This window comes from Brenneria sp. L3-3C-1 (genome assembly GCF_016456245.1).
Lineage (GTDB): Bacteria > Pseudomonadota > Gammaproteobacteria > Enterobacterales > Enterobacteriaceae > Brenneria.
This window is the reverse complement of sequence record NZ_JAEMHF010000001.1, coordinates 606983-627226: the sequence shown is the minus strand read 5'-3', so window position 1 is coordinate 627226 and position 20244 is coordinate 606983. Positions and strand designations below refer to the sequence as shown.

The 20244-nt window shown below is 52.8% G+C and carries 18 protein-coding genes; 13 read left to right on the top strand and 5 right to left on the bottom strand.

Features of this window, described 5'->3' with window-relative positions:
- Nucleotides 1-3 precede the first annotated feature (3 nt).
- From JG725_RS02850 to JG725_RS02820, 7 genes are all read left to right on the top strand, one after another.
- Nucleotides 4-945: a helix-turn-helix domain-containing protein gene (locus tag JG725_RS02850; RefSeq protein WP_172287619.1), complete on the top strand. Its 942-nt coding sequence runs from the start codon at nt 4-6 to the stop codon at nt 943-945.
- A 282-nt stretch (nt 946-1227) separates the two neighbouring features.
- The gene (locus tag JG725_RS02845; RefSeq protein ID WP_199376481.1) at nt 1228-2040 is read left to right on the top strand and encodes a mannosyl-3-phosphoglycerate phosphatase-related protein; all 813 of its coding nucleotides are present in this window, start codon (nt 1228-1230) and stop codon (nt 2038-2040) included.
- A gap of 52 nt (nt 2041-2092) precedes the next feature.
- The gene (locus JG725_RS02840) at nt 2093-3310 is read left to right on the top strand and encodes a glycosyl transferase (protein WP_172287622.1); all 1218 of its coding nucleotides are present in this window, start codon (nt 2093-2095) and stop codon (nt 3308-3310) included.
- Between the two features lie 121 nt (nt 3311-3431).
- A complete protein-coding gene (locus JG725_RS02835; RefSeq protein WP_199376479.1) occupies nt 3432-4484 on the top strand; it encodes an aldo/keto reductase in 1053 nt (350 codons plus the stop codon).
- 28 nt (nt 4485-4512) lie between these two features.
- Nucleotides 4513-5262 carry a bifunctional NADP-dependent 3-hydroxy acid dehydrogenase/3-hydroxypropionate dehydrogenase YdfG gene (gene ydfG / locus JG725_RS02830; RefSeq protein ID WP_172287625.1) on the top strand — a complete coding sequence of 250 codons (750 nt, stop codon included), beginning with the start codon at nt 4513-4515 and terminating at the stop codon, nt 5260-5262.
- 237 nt (nt 5263-5499) lie between these two features.
- Nucleotides 5500-5850 carry a DUF1283 family protein gene (locus tag JG725_RS02825; protein ID WP_172287626.1) on the top strand — a complete coding sequence of 117 codons (351 nt, stop codon included), beginning with the start codon at nt 5500-5502 and terminating at the stop codon, nt 5848-5850.
- Nucleotides 5851-5942: 92 nt separating this feature from the next.
- Complete coding sequence (locus tag JG725_RS02820; protein ID WP_172287628.1) at nt 5943-6245, top strand: DUF1161 domain-containing protein; 303 nt, start codon at nt 5943-5945, stop codon at nt 6243-6245.
- A 72-nt stretch (nt 6246-6317) separates the two neighbouring features.
- On the opposite strand, the gene JG725_RS02815 is transcribed toward JG725_RS02820, so the two are convergent.
- From JG725_RS02815 to JG725_RS02800, 4 genes are all read right to left on the bottom strand, one after another.
- Entirely contained in the window at nt 6318-7802 is a 1485-nt protein-coding gene (locus tag JG725_RS02815; protein ID WP_199376477.1) for an MDR family MFS transporter, read from the bottom strand.
- Nucleotides 7803-7976: 174 nt separating this feature from the next.
- Entirely contained in the window at nt 7977-8639 is a 663-nt protein-coding gene (bioD, locus tag JG725_RS02810; RefSeq protein ID WP_172287631.1) for a dethiobiotin synthase, read from the bottom strand.
- Nucleotides 8640-8802: 163 nt separating this feature from the next.
- Complete coding sequence (locus JG725_RS02805) at nt 8803-10020, bottom strand: ROK family protein (protein ID WP_199376475.1); 1218 nt, start codon at nt 10018-10020, stop codon at nt 8803-8805.
- 213 nt (nt 10021-10233) lie between these two features.
- Entirely contained in the window at nt 10234-11127 is an 894-nt protein-coding gene (locus JG725_RS02800; RefSeq protein ID WP_199376473.1) for a LysR substrate-binding domain-containing protein, read from the bottom strand.
- Between the two features lie 130 nt (nt 11128-11257).
- On the opposite strand from JG725_RS02800, the gene JG725_RS02795 reads away from it, so the two are divergent.
- Nucleotides 11258-12490 carry an MFS transporter gene (locus JG725_RS02795; RefSeq protein ID WP_172288756.1) on the top strand — a complete coding sequence of 411 codons (1233 nt, stop codon included), beginning with the start codon at nt 11258-11260 and terminating at the stop codon, nt 12488-12490.
- A gap of 108 nt (nt 12491-12598) precedes the next feature.
- Entirely contained in the window at nt 12599-13531 is a 933-nt protein-coding gene (tus, locus tag JG725_RS02790; RefSeq protein WP_199376471.1) for a DNA replication terminus site-binding protein, read from the top strand.
- A 51-nt stretch (nt 13532-13582) separates the two neighbouring features.
- On the opposite strand, the gene fumC is transcribed toward tus, so the two are convergent.
- Nucleotides 13583-14980 (bottom strand): class II fumarate hydratase, encoded by a 1398-nt coding sequence (gene fumC / locus JG725_RS02785; protein WP_172287637.1) that lies wholly within the window; start codon nt 14978-14980, stop codon nt 13583-13585.
- Between the two features lie 178 nt (nt 14981-15158).
- On the opposite strand from fumC, the gene manA reads away from it, so the two are divergent.
- From manA to add, 4 genes are all read left to right on the top strand, one after another.
- Nucleotides 15159-16331 carry a mannose-6-phosphate isomerase gene (manA, locus tag JG725_RS02780; protein ID WP_172287639.1) on the top strand — a complete coding sequence of 391 codons (1173 nt, stop codon included), beginning with the start codon at nt 15159-15161 and terminating at the stop codon, nt 16329-16331.
- A gap of 62 nt (nt 16332-16393) precedes the next feature.
- Nucleotides 16394-17920 (top strand): YdgA family protein, encoded by a 1527-nt coding sequence (locus tag JG725_RS02775; protein ID WP_199376469.1) that lies wholly within the window; start codon nt 16394-16396, stop codon nt 17918-17920.
- A gap of 95 nt (nt 17921-18015) precedes the next feature.
- A complete protein-coding gene (locus JG725_RS02770) occupies nt 18016-18993 on the top strand; it encodes an arsenic resistance protein (protein ID WP_199376467.1) in 978 nt (325 codons plus the stop codon).
- Nucleotides 18994-19138: 145 nt separating this feature from the next.
- On the top strand, nt 19139-20155 hold the full coding sequence (gene add, locus JG725_RS02765) for an adenosine deaminase (protein WP_172287644.1): 1017 nt from the start codon (nt 19139-19141) through the stop codon (nt 20153-20155).
- Nucleotides 20156-20244: the final 89 nt, after the last annotated feature.

Here is a 20244-nt window from a genome sequence, read left to right as displayed (position 1 = left end):
TTTATGTCTATCACTTATTCAACGGCCCATATCTCTGAAAAGCAGAGGTTTGAATATTGGAAAGAGGTTGTTTGCAGCCACTGTCTTTTAGCCAAAAGCGAACCGTTGGGAAGCCGGAGCTTTGATGCTTCCATGCAGTTTCATTCCGCACACCCGATGGCTATCAGTACACTATCCGCGCCCGCGCATCAGTGGAAGCGTTCGGCAGAAGCGATACGTAAAGGTCCTGATGACGATCTCTGGTTAGCATTAATCCAGCACGGTCAGGCCTGGATAGAACAGAATGGCCGACAGGCCGTGCTGTCGCCGGGTTCGATGGTGATTTATGACTCGGCAAGAGAGTTCGATTTCAGGATAGACTCCCAGGCGCTTCATCTGTTAAGGATCCCGCGCCATTTGCTGGCTGCCCGTTTTCCCAAAGCAGAACATCTTACCGCGATAACCCTGGACGCCTCGCGCCCCGGGATCGTTCCGTTACGTGAAATGTTGTTGCAAGCGCGCAGCGAATCCGTGGCCAGCGTTAATCCCAACACCGCCTCGCGGTTCTTTACGATGATGCTGGATATGTTGGCGTTCAGCCTTGAGATCGACGCGAGTCAAGAGCATTTGTCCGGTTCGCGTAATCTTTATGAAAAAGTGATGCGCTTCATCCGTAATCACTTGCAGGATGAGACGTTATCGCTGGAAAGCATAGCCAAGGCACATTATGTTTCCTCCCGCACCCTTACCCGCGCGTTTGCCATTCACCAGAAAACCCCGATGTCCGCGGTATGGCATGAGCGCCTGTTGGCCAGCCGCTGCGCGTTGGAGGAAGGCCGGGTTCACAGCGTTTCACAAGCCGCGCTGGAGTACGGATTCAAAGATTTCTCTCACTTCAGTCGCGCATTTCGCCGTACTTTCGGCCAATCGCCGAATACGCTGCTGATGCATACTTCATTCAAATAAAGGCTCAGGGGCCAGCTATCTCAGCCTGCATAACTTGACCGTGCAGGTCGTTTGGCCCTGACTTATACTCGTCATACTTCAGTTGCATGTGCGTTGGCTGCTCTCACTCACCGCGGCCATTACGTAATTTGCCTAACCGGCGATTTATGCATAGAGTTAAAGTTAGTGATGTAATTCACATTTCATTTTCAGCCTGGCAAATCAGTTATAGACAGCAACTCAACGCAGCGTTGTACACCCATCGTTATTGTCCATCTATCCCCGATAATTTATGGAGAACCAATGTCAGAATTGAGTTCCAATCTGATGATTTTCAGCGATCTTGATGGTTCGCTGCTTGATCATGATACCTACGGTTGGGAGCCTGCGCGTCCGTGGCTGGAACGACTGGCGCAGCTTGCGATCCCGGTGATCATCACCACCAGTAAAACGGCGGCGGAAGTCGAGCAACTGCGAGAGGCTCTCGGCCTCGCCCGTTTTCCTTATATCGCCGAAAATGGCGCCCTGATTGCGCTGCCGGCCGACTGGCGCTCGCACCCGAGTTATCCGCGTAAGATTTTTGATGCGGACTACCCTTTCATTTGCGCTCAGCTTAATCAACTGCGGGAAAAGCATGCCTTTCGCTTTAAAGGCTTTGCCGATATGGATTGCGCCGAGGTTGCCGCGTTAACCGGATTGTCGGCGCGGGATGCTGAACTCGCTCGCCGCCGCGAAGCCTCTGAACCTATTCAGTGGCTTGACGATAGCGATGCGCTGATGCGTTTTCGTCAGCGACTGACCGATTGCGGATTATCACTGACCCAGGGCGGACGCTTTTATCACGTGATGGGCATTGGCGTCAGTAAGGGGATCGCCGCCAACTGGATAAAAAAACAGTACCCCTATAAAGGCGAACATCATGTCACGACCATTGGTCTTGGCGACGGGCCGAACGATGTCTCTTTACTGACGGCAATGGATAATGCGGTCGTGATTAAAGGTAAAGGAAATCAACTTGTCGACTTACCCGATAACTATGCCGGCCGCTTATATCGCACCCGGTCTATGGGGCCTGCCGGCTGGAGCGAGGGCCTCGACCACTTTCTTGGTGATTAACTTTTATATTAAATATTAATTAAATAAATAATAAATGGCATGGGAGAACACGATGAGTGAATTTTATCAGGATGGGATAATTACCAACTTTCATAATCTGACCCGGCGAAATGTTGAAGAGTTGGAATATGAACTTCAGGTGTTTTCCGGGCAGAACAGCATGGGGCTTATCCTCCCTTCTCTCTATTCAGAGCTGGAAGGACCCGCTTTAGATAACATCGTCGACCTATTGTCCCAGGTGCCCTATCTTGGCGAGATTGTCATTGGTTTGGATCGGGCCGACCGGGAGCAGTTTCACTATGCCCGTAAGTTTTTTTCCCGCTTGCCGCAGCGTCACCGAATCCTGTGGAATGACGGCCCGCGTCTTAAACAACTGAGCGATGAACTGGCTGATAAATCCCTGGCGCCGACCGAGCCGGGCAAAGGCCGCAACGTGTGGTTTTGTGTCGGTTATACATTGGCTTCGCGTCGATCGGCCTGCGTGGCGCTGCACGATTGTGACATTGTCACCTACGATCGCCGCATGCTGGCCCGCTTGCTCTATCCGGTGGCGAATCCGCATTTCCATTATGATTTCTGCAAAGGTTATTACGCGCGGGTGGCGGACCGGAAACTCAACGGCCGTGTGGGCCGCCTGCTGGTTTTCCCGTTACTCAAATCGTTGCAAAAGGTTTACGGCAATTCTGACTATCTGGAGTATATGCGCAGCTATCGCTATCCGTTGTCGGGCGAATTCGCCATGCGTACCCATATATTGAATAACCTGCGTATTCCCAGCGATTGGGGACTGGAAATCGGCGTGCTGTCGGAGATACACCGCGGGACGGCAACCAGCCGTATCTGTCAGGTGGATATTGCCGACAATTATGATCATAAACACCAGCCGATGTCGGAAGACGATCCCAATACCGGCCTGCAACGCATGGCAACCGATATCACCAAAGCGTTGTATCGCAAACTGGCTATTCAGGGCGTGAATATCACCACCGACTCTTTCCGTGTGCTGCGCGCGACCTACTACCGCACGGCGCTGGATATGATTGACGCCTTCGAACACGATGCCCGCATGAATGGGCTACAGTTCGACCGCCATCAAGAAGAGTCCGCGGTTGAGTTGTTTGCCGATGTCATTACGCTTTCCGGTCAGGTATACACTGAAAGCCCGGGCGACAAACCCTTTGTTCCCAGTTGGAACCGCGTACAGTCCGCTTTCCCCGATATTCTTGAGCGCTTATATAACGCCGTTGAAGCGGATAATCAGGACGACTGAATTTCTGTACCATCGGTTTCCGTTACGTTCCCGGCCCTCATATTAGGGCCGTTAAAACTGGATTTTTCAGACAAAGTGGCACAAAGTCATGACTGTCCTGCAACCTGTCTGGGAGTAAAAAATGGAATATCGTCAATTAGGCCGTTCAGGCCTGAAAGTATCGGTTCTGAGCCTGGGCACCATGACATTTGGTGGTCAGGGAAAGTTTGCGAAAACCGGCAATACCGATCTGCAAGGCGCCCGTCGACAAATCGATCGCTGCATTGATGCGGGCATTAATCTGTTCGATACCGCCGATGTCTATTCAAACGGAGATTCAGAACAAATTCTTGGTAAGGCATTGAAAGATAAACGCCATCAAGTATTGATTGCCAGCAAGGCGCGTTTTCCCATGGGCAACGGCCCGAACGATCGCGGTTCGTCCCGTCATCATATTATCCGGGCCTGCGAAGCGAGCCTGAAAAGGCTGGATACGGATTACCTCGATCTCTACCAACTCCATGAATGGGATGGACTGACTCCGCTGGAGGAAACGCTGGATGCGTTAGACTACCTCGTCAGCAGCGGGAAAGTGCGCTACGTCGGCGTATCCAACTTTTCCGGCTGGCATGTGATGAAAACATTGGGTATCGCTGAAAGGCAACGTACCGTACGTCCGGTTAGCCAACAGATCCATTACACATTACAGGCGCGGGAAGCGGAATATGAATTGCTGCCGATAACTCACGATCAGGGGCTGGGGGTTTTAGTATGGAGTCCGCTGGCCGGCGGCTTGCTGTCAGGAAAATACCGCCGTAATAAACAGCCCGAGGGAACAACCCGGCATCTTGAAAACTGGAACGAACCGCCCGTGCGCGATGAGAATGCGCTATATGATATTGTCGAAGTATTAGTTGATATTGCGGCGCAGCGCGGAATTTCCGCCGCCCAGGTCGCATTGGCCTGGCTATTGAATAATCGCGCCGTCAGTTCGGTAATCATTGGCGCCCGGCGCGACGACCAGCTTGAAGATAACCTTAAAGCTGTTAATGTTATCCTCAACGAGCAAGAGATTGCGCGGCTAAATGACGTCAGCCGGCTCCCTCTGCTTTATCCGTACTGGCATCAGGCGCAGACAGCCTCCGATCGCCTAAACAATGCCGATTTATCGCTCATCGCCCCCTATTTGAAATAATGACACGCAGTCAGAGGAAGATAACAGCATGATAATTTTTGTTACCGGCGCAACCGCTGGATTTGGTGAGTCTATTACCCGCAAATTTATCAAAGAGGGTCATAAAGTCATCGCCTGTGGTCGCCGTCAGGAACGGCTGGATGCCCTGAAAGAAGAGTTAGGCAAGTCGCTGCATACGTTACGGTTGGATGTGCGCAATCAGAAATCCATCGATCAGGCGATAACCTCCCTGCCCGCCGCCTGGCGCAACATCGATGTTCTGGTGAACAATGCCGGGCTGGCTCTGGGCCTGGAGCCGGCGCACAAGGCCTATGTGAATGACTGGGAAAATATGATCGATACCAATAACAAAGGGCTGGTCTTTATGACCCGCGCCCTGTTGCCGGATATGGTCAAACGCAATGTCGGGCATGTTATCAATATCGGTTCCACCGCCGGCAACTGGCCTTATCCCGGCGGGAATGTCTATGGCGCGAGCAAAGCTTTTGTCCGGCAGTTCAGCCTTGGCCTGCGGGCGGATTTATTCGGTACTCAGGTTCGCGTCACTAACATTGAGCCAGGCCTGGTCGGCGGGACAGAGTTTTCCGCCGTCCGTTTCAAAGGCAATGAAGATAAAGTCAATCAGGCCTACGATAAAACCAAGCCGCTTATGCCCGAAGATGTTGCCGAGGCCGTATTCTGGGTAGCGACGCTGCCTGCTCACGTCAACATCAACTCTCTGGAAATGATGCCGGTCAGCCAGTCTTTCGCCGGGCTGAACGTTTATCGCGAAAGTTAATCCTGCATGGCGCGGAGTCGATCTTCGCGCCGTAACCTCCCTTCCGCCGTCTACCCGACCTCCGCCGTTATAGTGCCGTTGATAGGAAGAATGATACACTTCTACCCTAAGCGGCGAATGTTCCCGGCCTCTTCCCTCCAGCGCCATTACGTGCGGCGGGGTTGATTTTTGTCATTACCGACATCATTTGCCATAGTAATGACGGTTGTCTTTATCCTATTTTTATCAAGGTGAACCATGAACTCACATTCTTTTGTCTCTTTGATTCGGGCCTTGATCCCGCTGTCCATGATAATGGTCGCCGCCGCCTGGCAGCCCGCGGCGCTGGCGGAAACCCGCCATGTTATTGTCGAATCGGGGGATAGCGCCTTATCCAAAGAAGCGGCGCGTCAAAGCGGCGAACAGTGGAATTCAACCCGTTCTTTGCGCAGTAAGGTCAACGCGCGTACCGAGAAAGAATTCGACAAAGTTGAAAAGGCGATTGACGGGCAGGAGAAGTGTAACGCCAGCTATAACGTTAACGCCTACTGGGAAGCCAATACCGAGCGCTGTCTCGACCGCCGGACGGGTCGCCCGGTTACCCCCTGATTTTTAGTCTACGCTTGTAAAGTAAACATCATCTGCCTGACGGTATAACGTCGGGCAATGGGTAGGACTTTATTCAGAAAAAGGGTGATAAGATGAAAAAAACAATTATTTTTGCTGCGGCTTTATTGGTGATTGCCCCTTTGGCGGCGCAAGCGTCCTGTGAGAGCGTCAAGGCGGATATATCACAGAAAATTATCAATAACGGCGTGCCGGAGTCCGGATTTACGCTTGATATCGTTCCTAACGATCAGGTGAGCCAGATCGGTGGTCAAGTAGTTGGACATTGCGAAAACGACTCGCAAAAGATTGTCTATACCCGCCATGCCGATGGCGAAGCGAGTACCGACAGCGTCCCGTCGACGGCGGATAGTCAACCCGAGACCAGCGCGCAATAACGCAATACGCCGGATTTCCCTGACAGACTAAGGCGCGGTTTCCGCGCCTTAGTCTTATATAGCATTCCACTATTACCGCCCTGCTGGCGCATGTCCCGGTCGTTGACTGGCGGGGATCATCCAGGCGGAAAATAAAGCAATCACCGAGATCAACGCGGAAACAATAAACACCCAGTGTAAGGAAGTCGAAACCTGCCACGACAGCGATTCAAGCTGCGTTACGCTCATGATGCTCTGGCGGTGGGCGTCCATCAGCGTTTGTAATGGATCGCTCATTTCAGGCAGACGTAGATGCAAATTGATATTCAGCGTGGCCCCCAGGATTGCCGTACCCAGCGCGGAACCCAGCATCCGAGTGAACATCGTGGACGCGGTCGCAATGCCACGGATGGAATAATCCACCGCGTTTTGCACCGAGACTAAAAAGGTGGTGTTGCTTAATCCCATCCCTGCTCCGATAAGAAAAGCCGCGACGCGCGCCCAGTTCAGATTGCGATCGGGCGCGAGGATCAGTAATGTCAGGCTACCGGTAATAAGCAGCAATCCCCCGCAAACGGCGGTAAAACGGTAGGATGTCCACAGCATTAATCTTCCGCTCAGGGTACTGGCCAGCGGCCAGCCAATAGACGTCAGCGCCAGAATACTGCCGGCTTCCAGCGGCGTTCTGCCCATCACGCCCTGAATAAAGGTCGGCAGAAAGGCACTGACCCCCATCATGGCGGCGCCGATAACCAGGCCGCCGAGGTTACCTGCGACAATCACCCGGTTACGCCACAGCGCCAGCGGAAAAAGCGGCTCCGGGGCGCTCGTTTCCTGCCTGAATAACAACATGCCGCCAACGACGGTGATCGCCAGTAAAGGAATAACCCACAATCCAAACATTTCCGCCTGTAATAACGCCATCAACAGGCTGGCGACCGTGATGGCGAGGTAGAATGCCCCCGCCCAGTCCAGTTGATGGGGCCGAACCTGGTTAACCGCGGGTAAAAAACGGGCTAATAAGAATATCGACAGCAACCCAATGGGGACGTTAACCCAGAAAATCAGCGCCCAGTTGAAATGCTGAACAATAAAGGCCCCCATCAGCGGGCCGACTATCGCTGATACCCCCCACACGCTGGAGAGATAGCCCTGAATTTTAGGCCGCTCCGTAGCGCTATACACATCGGCGACAATCGTAAAGGCGATTGGCGTAATCGCCCCGGCGCCCAGCCCCTGGATGGTGCGAAACAGAATTAACCATCCCATATGGGTAGAAAAACCGCACAGTACCGATCCCAGCAGAAAAATAATCATGCCAATGAAAAATACGCGCTTACGGCCGAAAAGATCGGCCAGTCGACCATAGATGGGAATGCTGATTGCCTGCGTCAGCAAATAACCGGCGAAAACCCAGCCCAGCAGTGAGAAACCGCCTAAATCGGCGATAATCGTCGGCAATGCCGTTGCCACAATGGTGACTTCAATGGCCGCCGTGAACATCGCCAGCATGCAGGCAATCAACACCCAGTGACGATGCGCTACCGGAGGATGTTCAGAATTATTCGCTGTTTTCATTATACTTTCTGCCTGGAGGGGAGAATTTGTTTTGAGTATATCAGGTGTTGCCCTGCTGAATATGAAGGGAAAAAGTAAAAAAAGCGGGTATCCCGCATTTTGCGGGAATTGAGCAAACGAGAGACGGAAATTTAAGACGCGTTATGCTGAAAATAATCTATTCAATCGCATTAATTAACTCACAGCGGAAAGATCGATATAGGAAGATAAATCACGCTGTTCGGCCCGGGGTAAATAAGGTAATTCACCTAATTGCGGCGCGGGAATTTTTTTACGCAGGGCGGTAATAATTTCCGCATAATTCGCCAGCCCGGGATTAATCCGGTTTGCGACCCATCCTACCAACGGCAATCCATCGTTAATAACGGCCTGCGCGGTTAATAACGCATGACTGATGCAGCCTAATTTAATGCCGACCACCAAAACAACCGGCAACTGTTCCTGCACCACCCATTCCGAATAAGGACGCAGATCGTTCATCAACGTACGCCAACCTCCGCTGCCCTCTATCACCACAACGTCGGCCAGTTCGCTCAAGTGATTCAGCCCCTGAGTCATGGCGCTGTAATCAATCGGATGTTCGCTGGCGCTGATTTCATCTTCCCGTAGCGCAATAGGATTAACCGACTCATAGGGTAAAGCAAGCGAGGATGCCGCCTGCAATAACAGCGCGTCTTTATTTCGCAACCCGTCTTCCGTATCCACACATCCTTTTGCTATCGGTTTATAGCCTGCCACCGGCTTGCCGGTCATTGCCAGTTTTTGCAGCAACGCTCTGGATACCACCGTTTTACCCACTGCGGTATCGGTGCCTGTGACAAAAATACGTTTCAACATGAGATAACTCCGGGCCACCTGAAAAATAACAAGCACTGCAAAAAAATGCTTTCCAAGAGTGAAAGTCTAGGCGATGCACCATTCAGGCAGCTTGCGTTAGCTCAATGTTTTGCCTGTCAGAACTTTCGCGCCGGAAAGAGAAATATACAGCGAAAGATGGCAATTACCCCTGCAACAATTTCACCAATAATGAACCGTTATACAACGCCTCTTTTACCAATGCTGCGCCAGGCATGGTGCCCTGATTATAAAACTCGGTCGCTTCGACCTGAATATTATGACTATAAGGAGGAAAAGACTGCTGATGGATACATCCCATTATGGCCGGATATAAAATGTCGGCCGCTTTATTGAGTGGAGAACCGACTAATATTTTATCGGGATTAAATAAATTGACCATAATGGCGACAATACGTCCCACGTTATTACCGACATCGGTAATCACATCCTTCGCCAACTGATCGCCTTGCAGCGCCGCTTCACACAGGCTATCCACCGTTAGGGCGGAATCATGCAGCATTGAGCTCATCGATGTACTCATGCGCCGATGCGCCAGTTCCAACATACTTTCCGTACCGGCGACGGTTTCAAGACATCCGTGATTACCGCAATAACAGCGTTTACCGTAAGGATCGACCTGCGTATGCCCTATTTCGACCAGATTACGGCTGCCCGCATGCAAAATACGCCCGCCGGTAATGACGCCGGCGCCGACATTGTGATCGATAACCACCTGAATAACGTTCTGACAGCCGCGCGAGGCGCCGTATAACGCCTCTGCCATCGTCCAGGCGCAGATATCATGTTGTACATAAACGGGTAATCCGGTTCGCTGCTCCAGCGCCGGCCCGATGGCCATCTCTTCAACGTCGTAAAACGGCATCCGGTGAATAATGCCGGTTGCGGCGTCAATCATGCCCGGCGCGGTAATGGCGATGGCGGTCAGCCGCTCCAGCTGTTTTTGATGGCGAATAAAGAAGCGATCGATTTCATTCAGAATACGTTCGAGCAACGGCTGCGGATGTTCCGCCGGAAGAGGAACGCAATCTTCAACAACCAGCTTGCTGCTCAGATCGCGCAGCGCCAGCGTGATGGAATTGTGGCTGATGCGAGCGGAAAGATAATGCCACGCCTGCGTATCAAGGATCAGCCCGATAGCCGGACGCCCCCTGCTGCCGATATCCTGATATTCGGTTTCCTGCACCAGATGGGCTTCCAGCAGCTCGCGTACAATCTTGGTGATGCTGGCCGGCGCCAACTGCGCCCGTTTGGAGAGTTCGATGCGTGATATCGGGCCATATTTGTCGATCAGCCGGTACACGGAACCGGCATTCATTTGTTTAATTTGATCGATATGTCCTGGCTGTCCGTCGGCAATCACAAACCTGACTCCTACTTTTCATTGCTAGCACTGCTAATGGGGGATCTGTTTATTACTGCATTACAACCGTACATTTTTACCATCGCGCAAACTGCCGCTACCGTATTCTATTTTTCACGCTGCGAAATAAAAAACTGAGGGTATGGTGGAGCTTTTCGTTAAAAGCGTCAAATATTTGATTCGTTATGTGATTTAACGCACATATTGAAAATATTATCGGTTAAGCATTAGCGAAATCAGCGTCTGGGCCGCCGCCTTCAAAGGCCGGTGTCGGGCCGTGACCAGCCATACTTCCGTAATCGCATCCTGTTCAGCCAGCGGCAAATATTTCACGCCGTCGACATTAATACGCATAAAAGATGCCGGAAGAATGGAAACCCCCAACCCTGACGACACCAGGCCGACAATCGTCATGGCTTCGCCGACTTCCTGCGTGATATAGGGGCTAATACCGTACCGCTTCAGCAGCGTCAATGTCTCGTCGCACAGGGCCGTACCGACGGCGCGTGAAAAGAAAACAAACGGCTCATTCGCCAATTGGCGAATACTGATAGATCCGCCAGACCGGCTGGCCAGCGGATGTTCCTCATGTACTACGGCAACCAGGGCTTCATGCAGCAACAGTTGATGCTCAAGGGCATCGGGCAGCGGATTATTACGCATAACACCCAGATCGAGTTTACCGTTTAGCAGGGGTTCGATCTGCTGTTTGGTATTCAACTCCATCATCTGAATATGTACCTGAGGGAAGGATTGCCGAAAGCGCAGCAAACTGCGGGATACTTTTTTGATAAAAGGAGCTGATGAGGTAAAGCCGATGGTTAACTCCCCCGTTTCACCGCGCTGGATCCGTGCGGCGCGTTCCGCCGCCTGATTCACCTGCGCGATAATTGACCAGGCCTCTTTTAAAAACATTTCGCCCGCCGGCGTCAGCCGGACATTACGGTTATTGCGCTCTAATAATCTGGCGCCGACCTGCTCTTCCAGAATCTGAATTTGTTGGCTGAGAGGCGGTTGGGAAATAAGCAATTTCTCCGCCGCACGACCAAAATGCAACTCTTCGGCAACAGCAATAAAGTAGCGGAGATGACGTAATTCGATATTCATATTTTATAAGTATTAATCATGATTATTAATATATTATACAAAATATTATCGCTCTTCTATGATCGCCGCATCTTTCCTTTCTGAACCTGGAATTATTTTGAGTACCCCGTCATCTCCGGCATCGGGGCCGATGCCCGTGTCTATCACTCATGATGTAGATGCTAAACCGACCGTTAACGGTAAGTTACCTTATATCAAACGTGGCACTCCGCAGTTTATGCGCGTGACGCTGGCTCTGTTTTCCGCCGGACTCGCCACGTTCGCCCTGCTTTATTGTGTCCAACCGCTGTTACCGGTTCTTTCTCAGGACTTTGCCATATCCCCGGCGACCAGCAGTCTGTCGCTTTCGGTATCAACGGTCACGCTGGCCATCGGGTTGCTGTTTACCGGCCCTTTGTCGGATACCGTCGGACGCAAGAATGTGATGGTTGTTTCGCTGATGTTGGCGGCTACCTGCACCCTCATTTGCGCGTTTATGAGCAGTTGGAACGGCGTACTGATCATGCGCGCCATGATTGGGTTATCGCTGAGCGGCGTTGCGGCTGTCGCCATGAGTTACCTGAGTGAAGAGATCCATCCCAGCGTACTGGCTTTTTCGATGGGACTTTATATCAGCGGCAACTCCATTGGCGGCATGAGCGGACGCCTGGTCAGCGGCGTATTGAGCGACTATTTCCCGTGGCGGGTCGCCGTTGGGGCGATTGGCGTACTGGCGCTAATCGCGGCGCTGACTTTCTGGAAAATTTTGCCTGAATCACGGCATTTCCGGCCCGGCTCGCTGCGACCCAAGAGCTTATTGCTGAATGCCAAACTACACTGGCATGACGCCGGATTGCCGTTGCTGTTTTTGCAGGGCTTTTTGCTGATGGGATCGTTCGTTACGCTGTTTAATTATATCGGCTACCGATTATTGGCTTCCCCCTACTTGCTTAGCCAGGCGATCGTCGGTTTATTATCAGTAGTTTACCTGACCGGCAGTTACAGTTCGCCGAAAGCCGGCGCATTGACTTCCCGCTACGGCCGGGGGCCGGTGTTGAGCATTTCCATTATGTTGATGCTGCTGGGGCTTGGCGTTACCGCCTTAAGCCCGTTGGCGTGTGTTTTTATCGGTATGATGTTGTTTGCCGCCGGTTTTTTCGCGGCCCATGCCGTTGCCAGCGGCTGGATTGGTCAGCGCGCCCGCCGGGCAAAAGGCCAGGCCTCGTCGATGTATCTGTTTTCCTATTATCTGGGCTCCAGTATAGCGGGAACCCTGGGCGGCGTATTCTGGCACGCTTACGGTTGGGCGGGGATCACCGTATTCCTGACGACGATGCTGCTGATGGCGTTACTCGTGAGCTTTCGCCTGAAACAGCTTTCCTGATGCCGCATTGCCCGATAAATCCCTGCTTGGCGAACTGATACACTGTTGCCGATGTCAGGGATTTATATTATAACCATTAGTATGTTGTAACTAAATTGGTGTGCTGTTATGGATCGTTATTCGCTCATTCATCAAATGCACGGTTGCTTTACGTCGCTGGAAGAAAAGCTGGCCTCGATGCAGGATCTATTTTCCGCATTCAGATTACTGGCCGGACGCGTTTATTCGTTACCCGATATCGAAAAAGGCACCGAACACGACGCCATAGAACAGATCGCCGTTCGCCAGCATATCGGCCAGGAAGCGCGGGAAGTCGGATTGGCGCATTTTAAGCGTTTGTTTATCCACCACTACCCTGAAACGATCAGCAGTAAAGCCGCAATACGACTACCCGGCGCGCTGTGCTTTTCCGTCGATCGGCAGCAGTATCAGCAGGCGCAACGGCTCATTACCGAGATCAACGCGCTGAAGAAAACGCTGGAACGGATTGTCACCGTTGAGTCCGGGTTGGCGCCTGAACAACGCTTTGAGTTTGTACATGCCCATCTGCCAGGGCTGATTACATTAAGCGCCTACCGGACGCTGACGCCGATTGTCAATCCCGCTTCCGTGCGTTTTGGCTGGGCAAATAAGCACATCATCAAAAATATGACGCGCGCGGAGTTACTGGCGAAGCTGGAAAAAAGCCGGCAAGCAGGCAGAAGCGCCGCGCCGTACAGCAAAGAGCAATGGGGAGAATTAGTGGCGCAGGAAATTGAAGAAATATTGCGCTTACCGGAACAGGCCGTGTTGAAAATAAAGCGACCGGTCAAAGTCCAACCGATCGCCAGAGTGTGGTATCCGCAGCAGCAGAAGCAGGTGCAGCACCCCTGCCCGTCACCGCTGTTGGTGCTGTGTCAGCAAGAGTGCGGCGGCGGCGCGCCCATTATTGGCGAACTAAATAACTATGATACGAACAACATAAAACATAAGCATAAACCACCGGCCACGCCGCTGCGTTTGCTGATACCACGTCTGCATCTGTATACCGATGAACGGTAAGTCAATGTCCAGGCAGTCGCTCACGCCAGACAAGACAACCCCATTGAAGCATCAGCGTTTCAGGCTGCCGACCATATCCTGCGGCCGCACCCACTCATCGAACTGCGCATCGGTAAGATACCCCAGTTTCAGCGCCGAAGCCTTCAGCGTCAGCCCTTCTTTATGCGCCTTCTTGGCAATCTCGGCGGCTTTGTCATAACCGATATGGGTATTGAGCGCCGTAACCAACATCAGCGATTCATTCAGCAACTGATCGATGCGTTCGCGATTGGGTTCGATACCGACCGCACAGTGTTCATTAAAGCTTTTCATTCCATCGGCCAGCAGGCGGACGGATTGCAGGAAATTATGGATCACCATCGGGCGGTAGACGTTCAGCTCAAAGTTACCCGATGCGCCCCCGATATTAACAGCGACGTCATTGCCCATAACCTGACAGCACAGCATGGTCATGGCTTCGCACTGTGTCGGGTTAACTTTGCCCGGCATAATGGAGCTGCCGGGTTCATTTTCCGGAATGCTCAGTTCGCCGATGCCGCAGCGCGGGCCGGAGGCCAGCCAGCGAACATCGTTGGCAATCTTCATCAATGACGCGGCCAGCCCTTTCAACGCGCCATGTCCGTGAACCAGCGCATCACAGGTGCCCAGGGCTTCGAACTTATTCGGCGCGGTCACCAACGGCTGCCCGGTGAGTTTCGCCAGTTCCGCCGCCACGCGAACGGCATATTCGGGATGGGTATTTAACCCGGTTCCGACGGCCGTTCCGCCCAGCGCCAGCTCGCACAGATGGGGCACGCTGTTTTCAATATGCTTTAGATTATGTTGCAGCATGGCGACCCAGCCGGAAATTTCCTGCCCCAGCGTCAGCGGCGTGGCATCCTGCAAATGGGTGCGCCCGATTTTCACGATATCGTTAAACTGTTCGGCTTTATCGGCCAGCGTACGCTGCAACTCCTGTAGTTCGGGGATCAGATGTTCATTAATCGCCGATACCGCGGCGACATGCATCGCCGTTGGAAAAACATCGTTAGAGCTTTGGCTCTTATTGACATCATCGTTGGGGTGAACCAGGCGATTATTGCCCCGCTCTCCGCCCAGCAGTTCGCTGGCGCGGTTTGCCAGCACTTCATTCATGTTCATATTACTTTGGGTGCCGGAACCGGTTTGCCAGATGGCTAACGGAAACTCGTCGGCATGCCGGCCGGCCAGCACCTCATCGGCCGCCTGAACAATAGCGTTGCCTCTGTCTGCGGGGAGCAATTTCAGATCCATATTCACGCTGGCGGCCGCACGCTTGGTTTGAGCCAAGGCGTAGATTAATGCCCGCGGCATTTTTTCTTCGGAAATACGAAAATGCTCCAGCGAACGCTGCGTCTGCGCGCCCCATAAACGTTCGGCGGGAACATCGATCGGCCCCATTGAGTCTTTTTCACTACGCGTCGTGGTCATTGCCTTTTCTCCTTAGCATTCTGAATGATGAGATGAATAGCCTTAGCCGCACTGTCTGGAATAGTGGCACATAAAACATTACCATGGTGTGAGCAGAGACAACGTATTCATAGTCAATCACTTTATTAACTATTTGAATTATTTCAACCAACAGATATTTAACATTTAGGAAGCCAACATGCAAAAAATGCTCAATCGTGTCCAGCACTACGCCTGGGGTAGCAAACACGCATTAACTGAGCTTTATGGCATTGATAATCCTAATGATTTACCAATGGCTGAACTATGGATGGGCGCTCATCCGAAAAGCAGTTCACACGTAATCGATGAAAAAGGTCACCAACGCAGTCTGCGGGACGTCATCGCCGCGGATTTATCCGGACAGCTTGGCGCAAGCGTGGCGCGGCGTTTCGGGGAATTACCGTTTTTATTTAAGGTGTTGTGCGCGCAACAGCCGCTTTCCATTCAGGTTCACCCCAGTAAATCGGCGGCGGAACAAGGCTTTGCTAAAGAAAATGCAGCCGGGATCGCGCTGGATGCGGCGGAAAGAAACTATAAAGACGCCAATCACAAGCCGGAATTGGTTTTCGCGCTCACCCCTTTTCAGGCGATGAACGGCTTTCGGGAATTATCTGAAATCGCCACGCTATTGCAGCCCGTCGCCAGCGCCCATCCCTCCATTACCGCCTTTTTACAGCAGCCGGACGGCAAAAATCTCGCCATGCTGTTTACCAACCTGCTGAGCATGGATGGCGATCAAAAAAGCCGGGCGCTGGGCGTGTTAAAAGCCGCCCTGAACAGCCAGCACGGCGAACCCTGGTCAACCATTCGGGACATCACGCAGTTTTATCCGGACGATTGCGGCCTGTTCTCGCCGCTGTTGCTCAATGTGATTACGCTTCAGCCGGGTGAAGCCATGTTCTTATATGCGCAAACGCCTCACGCCTATTTAAACGGGGTGGCGCTGGAAGTCATGGCCAATTCGGACAATGTGCTGCGGGCAGGATTAACGCCGAAGTACATTGATATTCCGGAACTCCTGGCCAATGTGCAATTCGACGCCAAACCGGCGGCCCAGTTATTGACCGCCCCCATTTCGCAAGGAAATGAGCTAAGCTTCCCTATTCCCGTCGACGATTTTGCTTTTTCTCTGCATAACCTGGACGGCGCTTCACAAACGCTCAGCCAGAACAGCGCCGCCATCGTTTTCTGTGTTGACGGCGATGCGCGGCTGCAAAAAGGCGACGCGCAAGTCAGGCTCAAGGCGGGGGAATCCTGCTTTATTGCCGCCAATGAATCGCCGGTGACGGTGCAGGGACAAGGGCGCATCGCTCGCGTATTTAATCGGTAATGACCGGTACATACCCACCCGCCCGGAAGAGTCCGGGCGCGCGTTTAATAAAGGATGAAAAAATGAAGAAGTCATTAGTTGCCGCCAGCGTGATCGTCGCTCTGGGAGCAGTCTGGACCGGCGCTTCCTGGTACACCGGTAAACAATTGGCTCAGCATATCGATGAGTTTACCGACAACGTCAATATGCAATTGAAAACAGCTTATCCCGACGCCGGATTGAAAGTCGTGTACCGCGATTATCAGGGCGGTATCTTCAGCAGCAAATTGGCGTACGTTGTGCAAGCCGATGGCTCGGCAAAAGGACAACAGATCCTCGCTCCCGGCGAGGAAGTGGTCTTCAATGAGTCGGTTTCTCACGGCCCTTTCCCGTTAGCGCAGCTTAAAAAGTTTAACCTGATCCCGGCGATGGCCTCGGTACACAGTGAACTGGCGAATACGCCGGTGGTGAAACCGTTGTTCGATCTCACCGGCGACAAACCGTTTATCGCCGCCGAAACCCGCGTGGCCTATAGCGGCGATACCCGTTCGGATGTGACGCTGCTCCCCATTGAGTATCAGGGCGCCGATCAGAAATTCTCTTTCAGCGGCACTGAATTGCAGTTGGATATCGCCAATGATTTGCGCAGCAGCAAGCTGGCGGGCACTGTGAATAACCTGCTGATGGAGAAGAAAAATCCCTGGGGTGAAACCGAGCAGGTCAGCATCAATGACATTGTGGTGAACACCAACAACCATAAAGGTAAATTCGACCTCAATTTAGGCGACGGCGCCCTGGCGTTTAAGACGTTGAAATTTACCGTCGAAGGCGGTGAGCCGGTTACCTTGAATAATCTGTCGGTACAAAGCAGCGTGACGGAAGATGAGAACAATCTGGCAGGCAACATAGCGATGACGCTGGCCTCGCTGGCGATCGGCGATCGTAACCTCGGCGCAGGCAATATCAATATCGCTTTCTCACGTTTGGATGGCGAAGGCACGAAACGTTTTGCCGCCGAGTATCAGCAGAAAGCGCAGCAGCTTCTGCAAAACGCCGACACGCTGGATCCCGCAGTCTATCAGCATGAAGTCGCCATGATTTTCCTGCACAATTTGCCTCAGTTGTTGAAGGGCAATCCGAATGTCACCATCGCCCCCATCAGTTGGAAAAACAGCAAAGGCGAAAGCACCTTCTCGCTGGCGCTGGATTTAACCGATCCTTTGCAGAACAGCGCGAAAGCCGCCGATCCGGCCGCATCAGATGAAGAAAAAATCATTCTCCAGTCGGTCAAAAAGCTGGATACCCGCTTGAATGTGCCGTTAGCCATGCTGGCCGAACTGATGGTTCAGGCCGGGCCACAACCCGCCAATGAAGAAGAGAGGACGCAAGCCAATCAAATGGCGCTGCAACAGGCGCAGATGATGGCAAGTATCGGACAAATGAACCAGCTTACCGTCACCAAAGACGATGCCATCACCAGTTCGTTACAGTATGCCGACGGTCAGGTTGATTTCAACGGCAACAAAATGCCACTGGCGGATTTCATCGCTCCCTTTATCCGCATTCCCGGCGAAGAGGAGTCCCTTCCTGCTCCGCCCCCCGCTCAGTAACATATTGCGGTTCGGATAGCGAAAACCCCGTGACGGCCTGCGTCGTCACGGGGTTTTCCGGTTGCCGGAGGCTATGCCCCGTTGAGAGATTGAGTATGCAAAAATTCAAACTTTTCATGGAAGAACATCAAACCGCAATCTACTTTATCGCGGTGATAACGGCCGTGCCGATGGCCCTGTTACTCCCCGGGACAGAAAAACTGAGTACGGCGATCAATCCGGCGCTGGCCCTGATGCTCTTTGTCACATTCCTGCAAGTGCCGCTAACGTCACTGAAACGGAGTATGACCCAGGCACGGTTTCTTATTGCCTTGCTTAGCGCCAATTTTATCGTTATACCGCTGTTTCTCGCCTGCCTGCTGCCCTATTTACCTGCCGATCCGCTGATCCGGCTCGGTATTCTGCTGGTATTGCTCGCCCCGTGCATCGACTACGTGGTGACATTTTCGCATCTGGGACGCGCGGATGCGCCGAAGCTGCTGGCCGCCACGCCATTGCTGCTGGCGGCGCAAATGCTGGCATTGCCGTTTTATCTTAATCTGTTTCTTAATCAGCAAGCGGCGGCGCTCATCCATATCGCGCCGTTTGTGCATGCGTTTATCGGGCTGATTGCGCTTCCCTTGCTGCTGGCCGGAGGGGTTCAGTGGGGGGCTGCGCGTTTTCAGTCCGTGAACAACGCGGCCGACAAGCTCGGTCTGTTGCCCGTTCCCGCCACCGCGTTGGTGTTATTCGTGGTGGTGATTACGGTTATTCCCCAGCTTAAATCCACCTGGTCTATCGTCGCGATCGCCATTCCATTCTATGCGTTGTTCGCGCTCGTCGCGCCGATTCTGGGATGGTTCACCGGTAAAGTCTTCCGTCTCGATCCCGCCGGCGGACGCGCCATTGCCTTCAGCGCCGCGACGCGCAACTCGCTGGTGATTTTACCTTTGGCGCTGGCCATACCCGGAGCGATCCCGGTGCTGCCGGCCATCATTGTCACTCAGACGCTGGTAGAGCTGTTAAGCGAACTGATTTATATCCGCGTGCTCCCCAAGCTGGGCGGGCGAACACGCCGGACGCCGGCCCGATAAGGTGATTTTCGCTACCCGGTCATCGATATCGTCGCCGACTTTTTTTAGCAAAAAATGGCAATTCGCCATCATTTGTTTTTATACTGCACGGCACTTACGGGCTATTGTCCGGTTTACTGATACGACTATTTGCAAAGAGTACATCATGATTGACTCGCTACTCCCTCTCACGGATATTCACCGCCATCTGGATGGTAATATCCGCGCTCAAAGCATTCTGGATCTGGGCCGCCAGTTCAACATCGCCTTACCCGCCAACGATCTGGCGTCGCTCCGCCCTCATGTTCAAATTATTGAAAATGAACCGAATCTGCTCGGTTTTTTGCAAAAACTGGACTGGGGCGTCGCCGTTCTTGGCTCACTGGATGCCTGCCGTCGTATCGCTTATGAAAATGTTGAGGACGCGGTCAACGCCGGGCTGGATTACGCGGAACTCCGCTTCTCCCCCTACTACATGGCGATGAACCATCAACTGCCGATTGCCGGCGTGGTTGAAGCCGTGGTGGATGGCGTCAGCGCCGGTTGCCGCGATCTGGATATTGATATCCGCCTGATCGGGATCCTGAGCCGCACCTTTGGCACGGAGGCCTGTCAACAGGAGCTGGACGGCCTGCTGGCCTATCGCGATAACATCGTGGCGCTCGACCTGGCCGGCGATGAACTGGGCTATCCCGGCGAGCTGTTTTCCTCGCATTTCAGACAGGCCCACGACGCGGGTTGGCACATTACCGCCCATGCGGGAGAAGCCGCCGGCCCTGAGAGTATCTGGCAAGCCATCAATCAACTGAAAGCGGAACGAATTGGTCACGGCGTAACGGCCATTATCGATAGCGAATTAATGAGGTACATGGCGGAAAACGACATCGGCATTGAGTCCTGCCTGACTTCCAACATTCAGACCAGCACCGTTGAGTCGCTGGATCAGCACCCGTTGCTCCATTTCCTGCGTCATGGTATTGCGGCGACGATTAATACCGACGATCCGGCCGTACAGGGCATCGAAATCAAGCATGAATACCAGGTTGCGGCGCCGTTGGCCGGTCTGACGGCGAAAGAAACCCGGCAGGCGCAAGAGAATGGATTAACCATCGCCTTTCTCAGCGATCAGGAAAAGAAACAGCTACGCGAAAAAGTGCTGCGCAAACGCGCTTCGGCACAGTAGCCGTCATAAAAAAAGCGACCGATGAACCATTAATGCCGTTGCTGAAGGATACTTAGGTGGTATATAGAGCACCGAACGATCATATCGCC

Excerpts from the sequence above, each read along its gene's own strand:
- JG725_RS02770 (WP_199376467.1), top strand. The coding sequence starts at position 18,016 with ATGCAAAAATTCAAACTTTTCATGGAAGAACATCAAACCGCAATCTAC.
- add (WP_172287644.1), top strand. The coding sequence starts at position 19,139 with ATGATTGACTCGCTACTCCCTCTCACGGATATTCACCGCCATCTGGAT.
- JG725_RS02820 (WP_172287628.1), top strand. The coding sequence starts at position 5,943 with ATGAAAAAAACAATTATTTTTGCTGCGGCTTTATTGGTGATTGCCCCT.
- fumC (WP_172287637.1), bottom strand. The coding sequence starts at position 14,980 with ATGACCACGACGCGTAGTGAAAAAGACTCAATGGGGCCGATCGATGTT.
- JG725_RS02825 (WP_172287626.1), top strand. The coding sequence starts at position 5,500 with ATGAACTCACATTCTTTTGTCTCTTTGATTCGGGCCTTGATCCCGCTG.
- JG725_RS02795 (WP_172288756.1), top strand. The coding sequence starts at position 11,258 with ATGCCCGTGTCTATCACTCATGATGTAGATGCTAAACCGACCGTTAAC.
- JG725_RS02800 (WP_199376473.1), bottom strand. The coding sequence starts at position 11,127 with ATGAATATCGAATTACGTCATCTCCGCTACTTTATTGCTGTTGCCGAA.
- manA (WP_172287639.1), top strand. The coding sequence starts at position 15,159 with ATGCAAAAAATGCTCAATCGTGTCCAGCACTACGCCTGGGGTAGCAAA.
- JG725_RS02850 (WP_172287619.1), top strand. The coding sequence starts at position 4 with ATGTCTATCACTTATTCAACGGCCCATATCTCTGAAAAGCAGAGGTTT.
- tus (WP_199376471.1), top strand. The coding sequence starts at position 12,599 with ATGGATCGTTATTCGCTCATTCATCAAATGCACGGTTGCTTTACGTCG.
- bioD (WP_172287631.1), bottom strand. The coding sequence starts at position 8,639 with ATGTTGAAACGTATTTTTGTCACAGGCACCGATACCGCAGTGGGTAAA.
- ydfG (WP_172287625.1), top strand. The coding sequence starts at position 4,513 with ATGATAATTTTTGTTACCGGCGCAACCGCTGGATTTGGTGAGTCTATT.
- JG725_RS02840 (WP_172287622.1), top strand. The coding sequence starts at position 2,093 with ATGAGTGAATTTTATCAGGATGGGATAATTACCAACTTTCATAATCTG.
- JG725_RS02845 (WP_199376481.1), top strand. The coding sequence starts at position 1,228 with ATGTCAGAATTGAGTTCCAATCTGATGATTTTCAGCGATCTTGATGGT.
- JG725_RS02815 (WP_199376477.1), bottom strand. The coding sequence starts at position 7,802 with ATGAAAACAGCGAATAATTCTGAACATCCTCCGGTAGCGCATCGTCAC.
- JG725_RS02775 (WP_199376469.1), top strand. The coding sequence starts at position 16,394 with ATGAAGAAGTCATTAGTTGCCGCCAGCGTGATCGTCGCTCTGGGAGCA.
- JG725_RS02835 (WP_199376479.1), top strand. The coding sequence starts at position 3,432 with ATGGAATATCGTCAATTAGGCCGTTCAGGCCTGAAAGTATCGGTTCTG.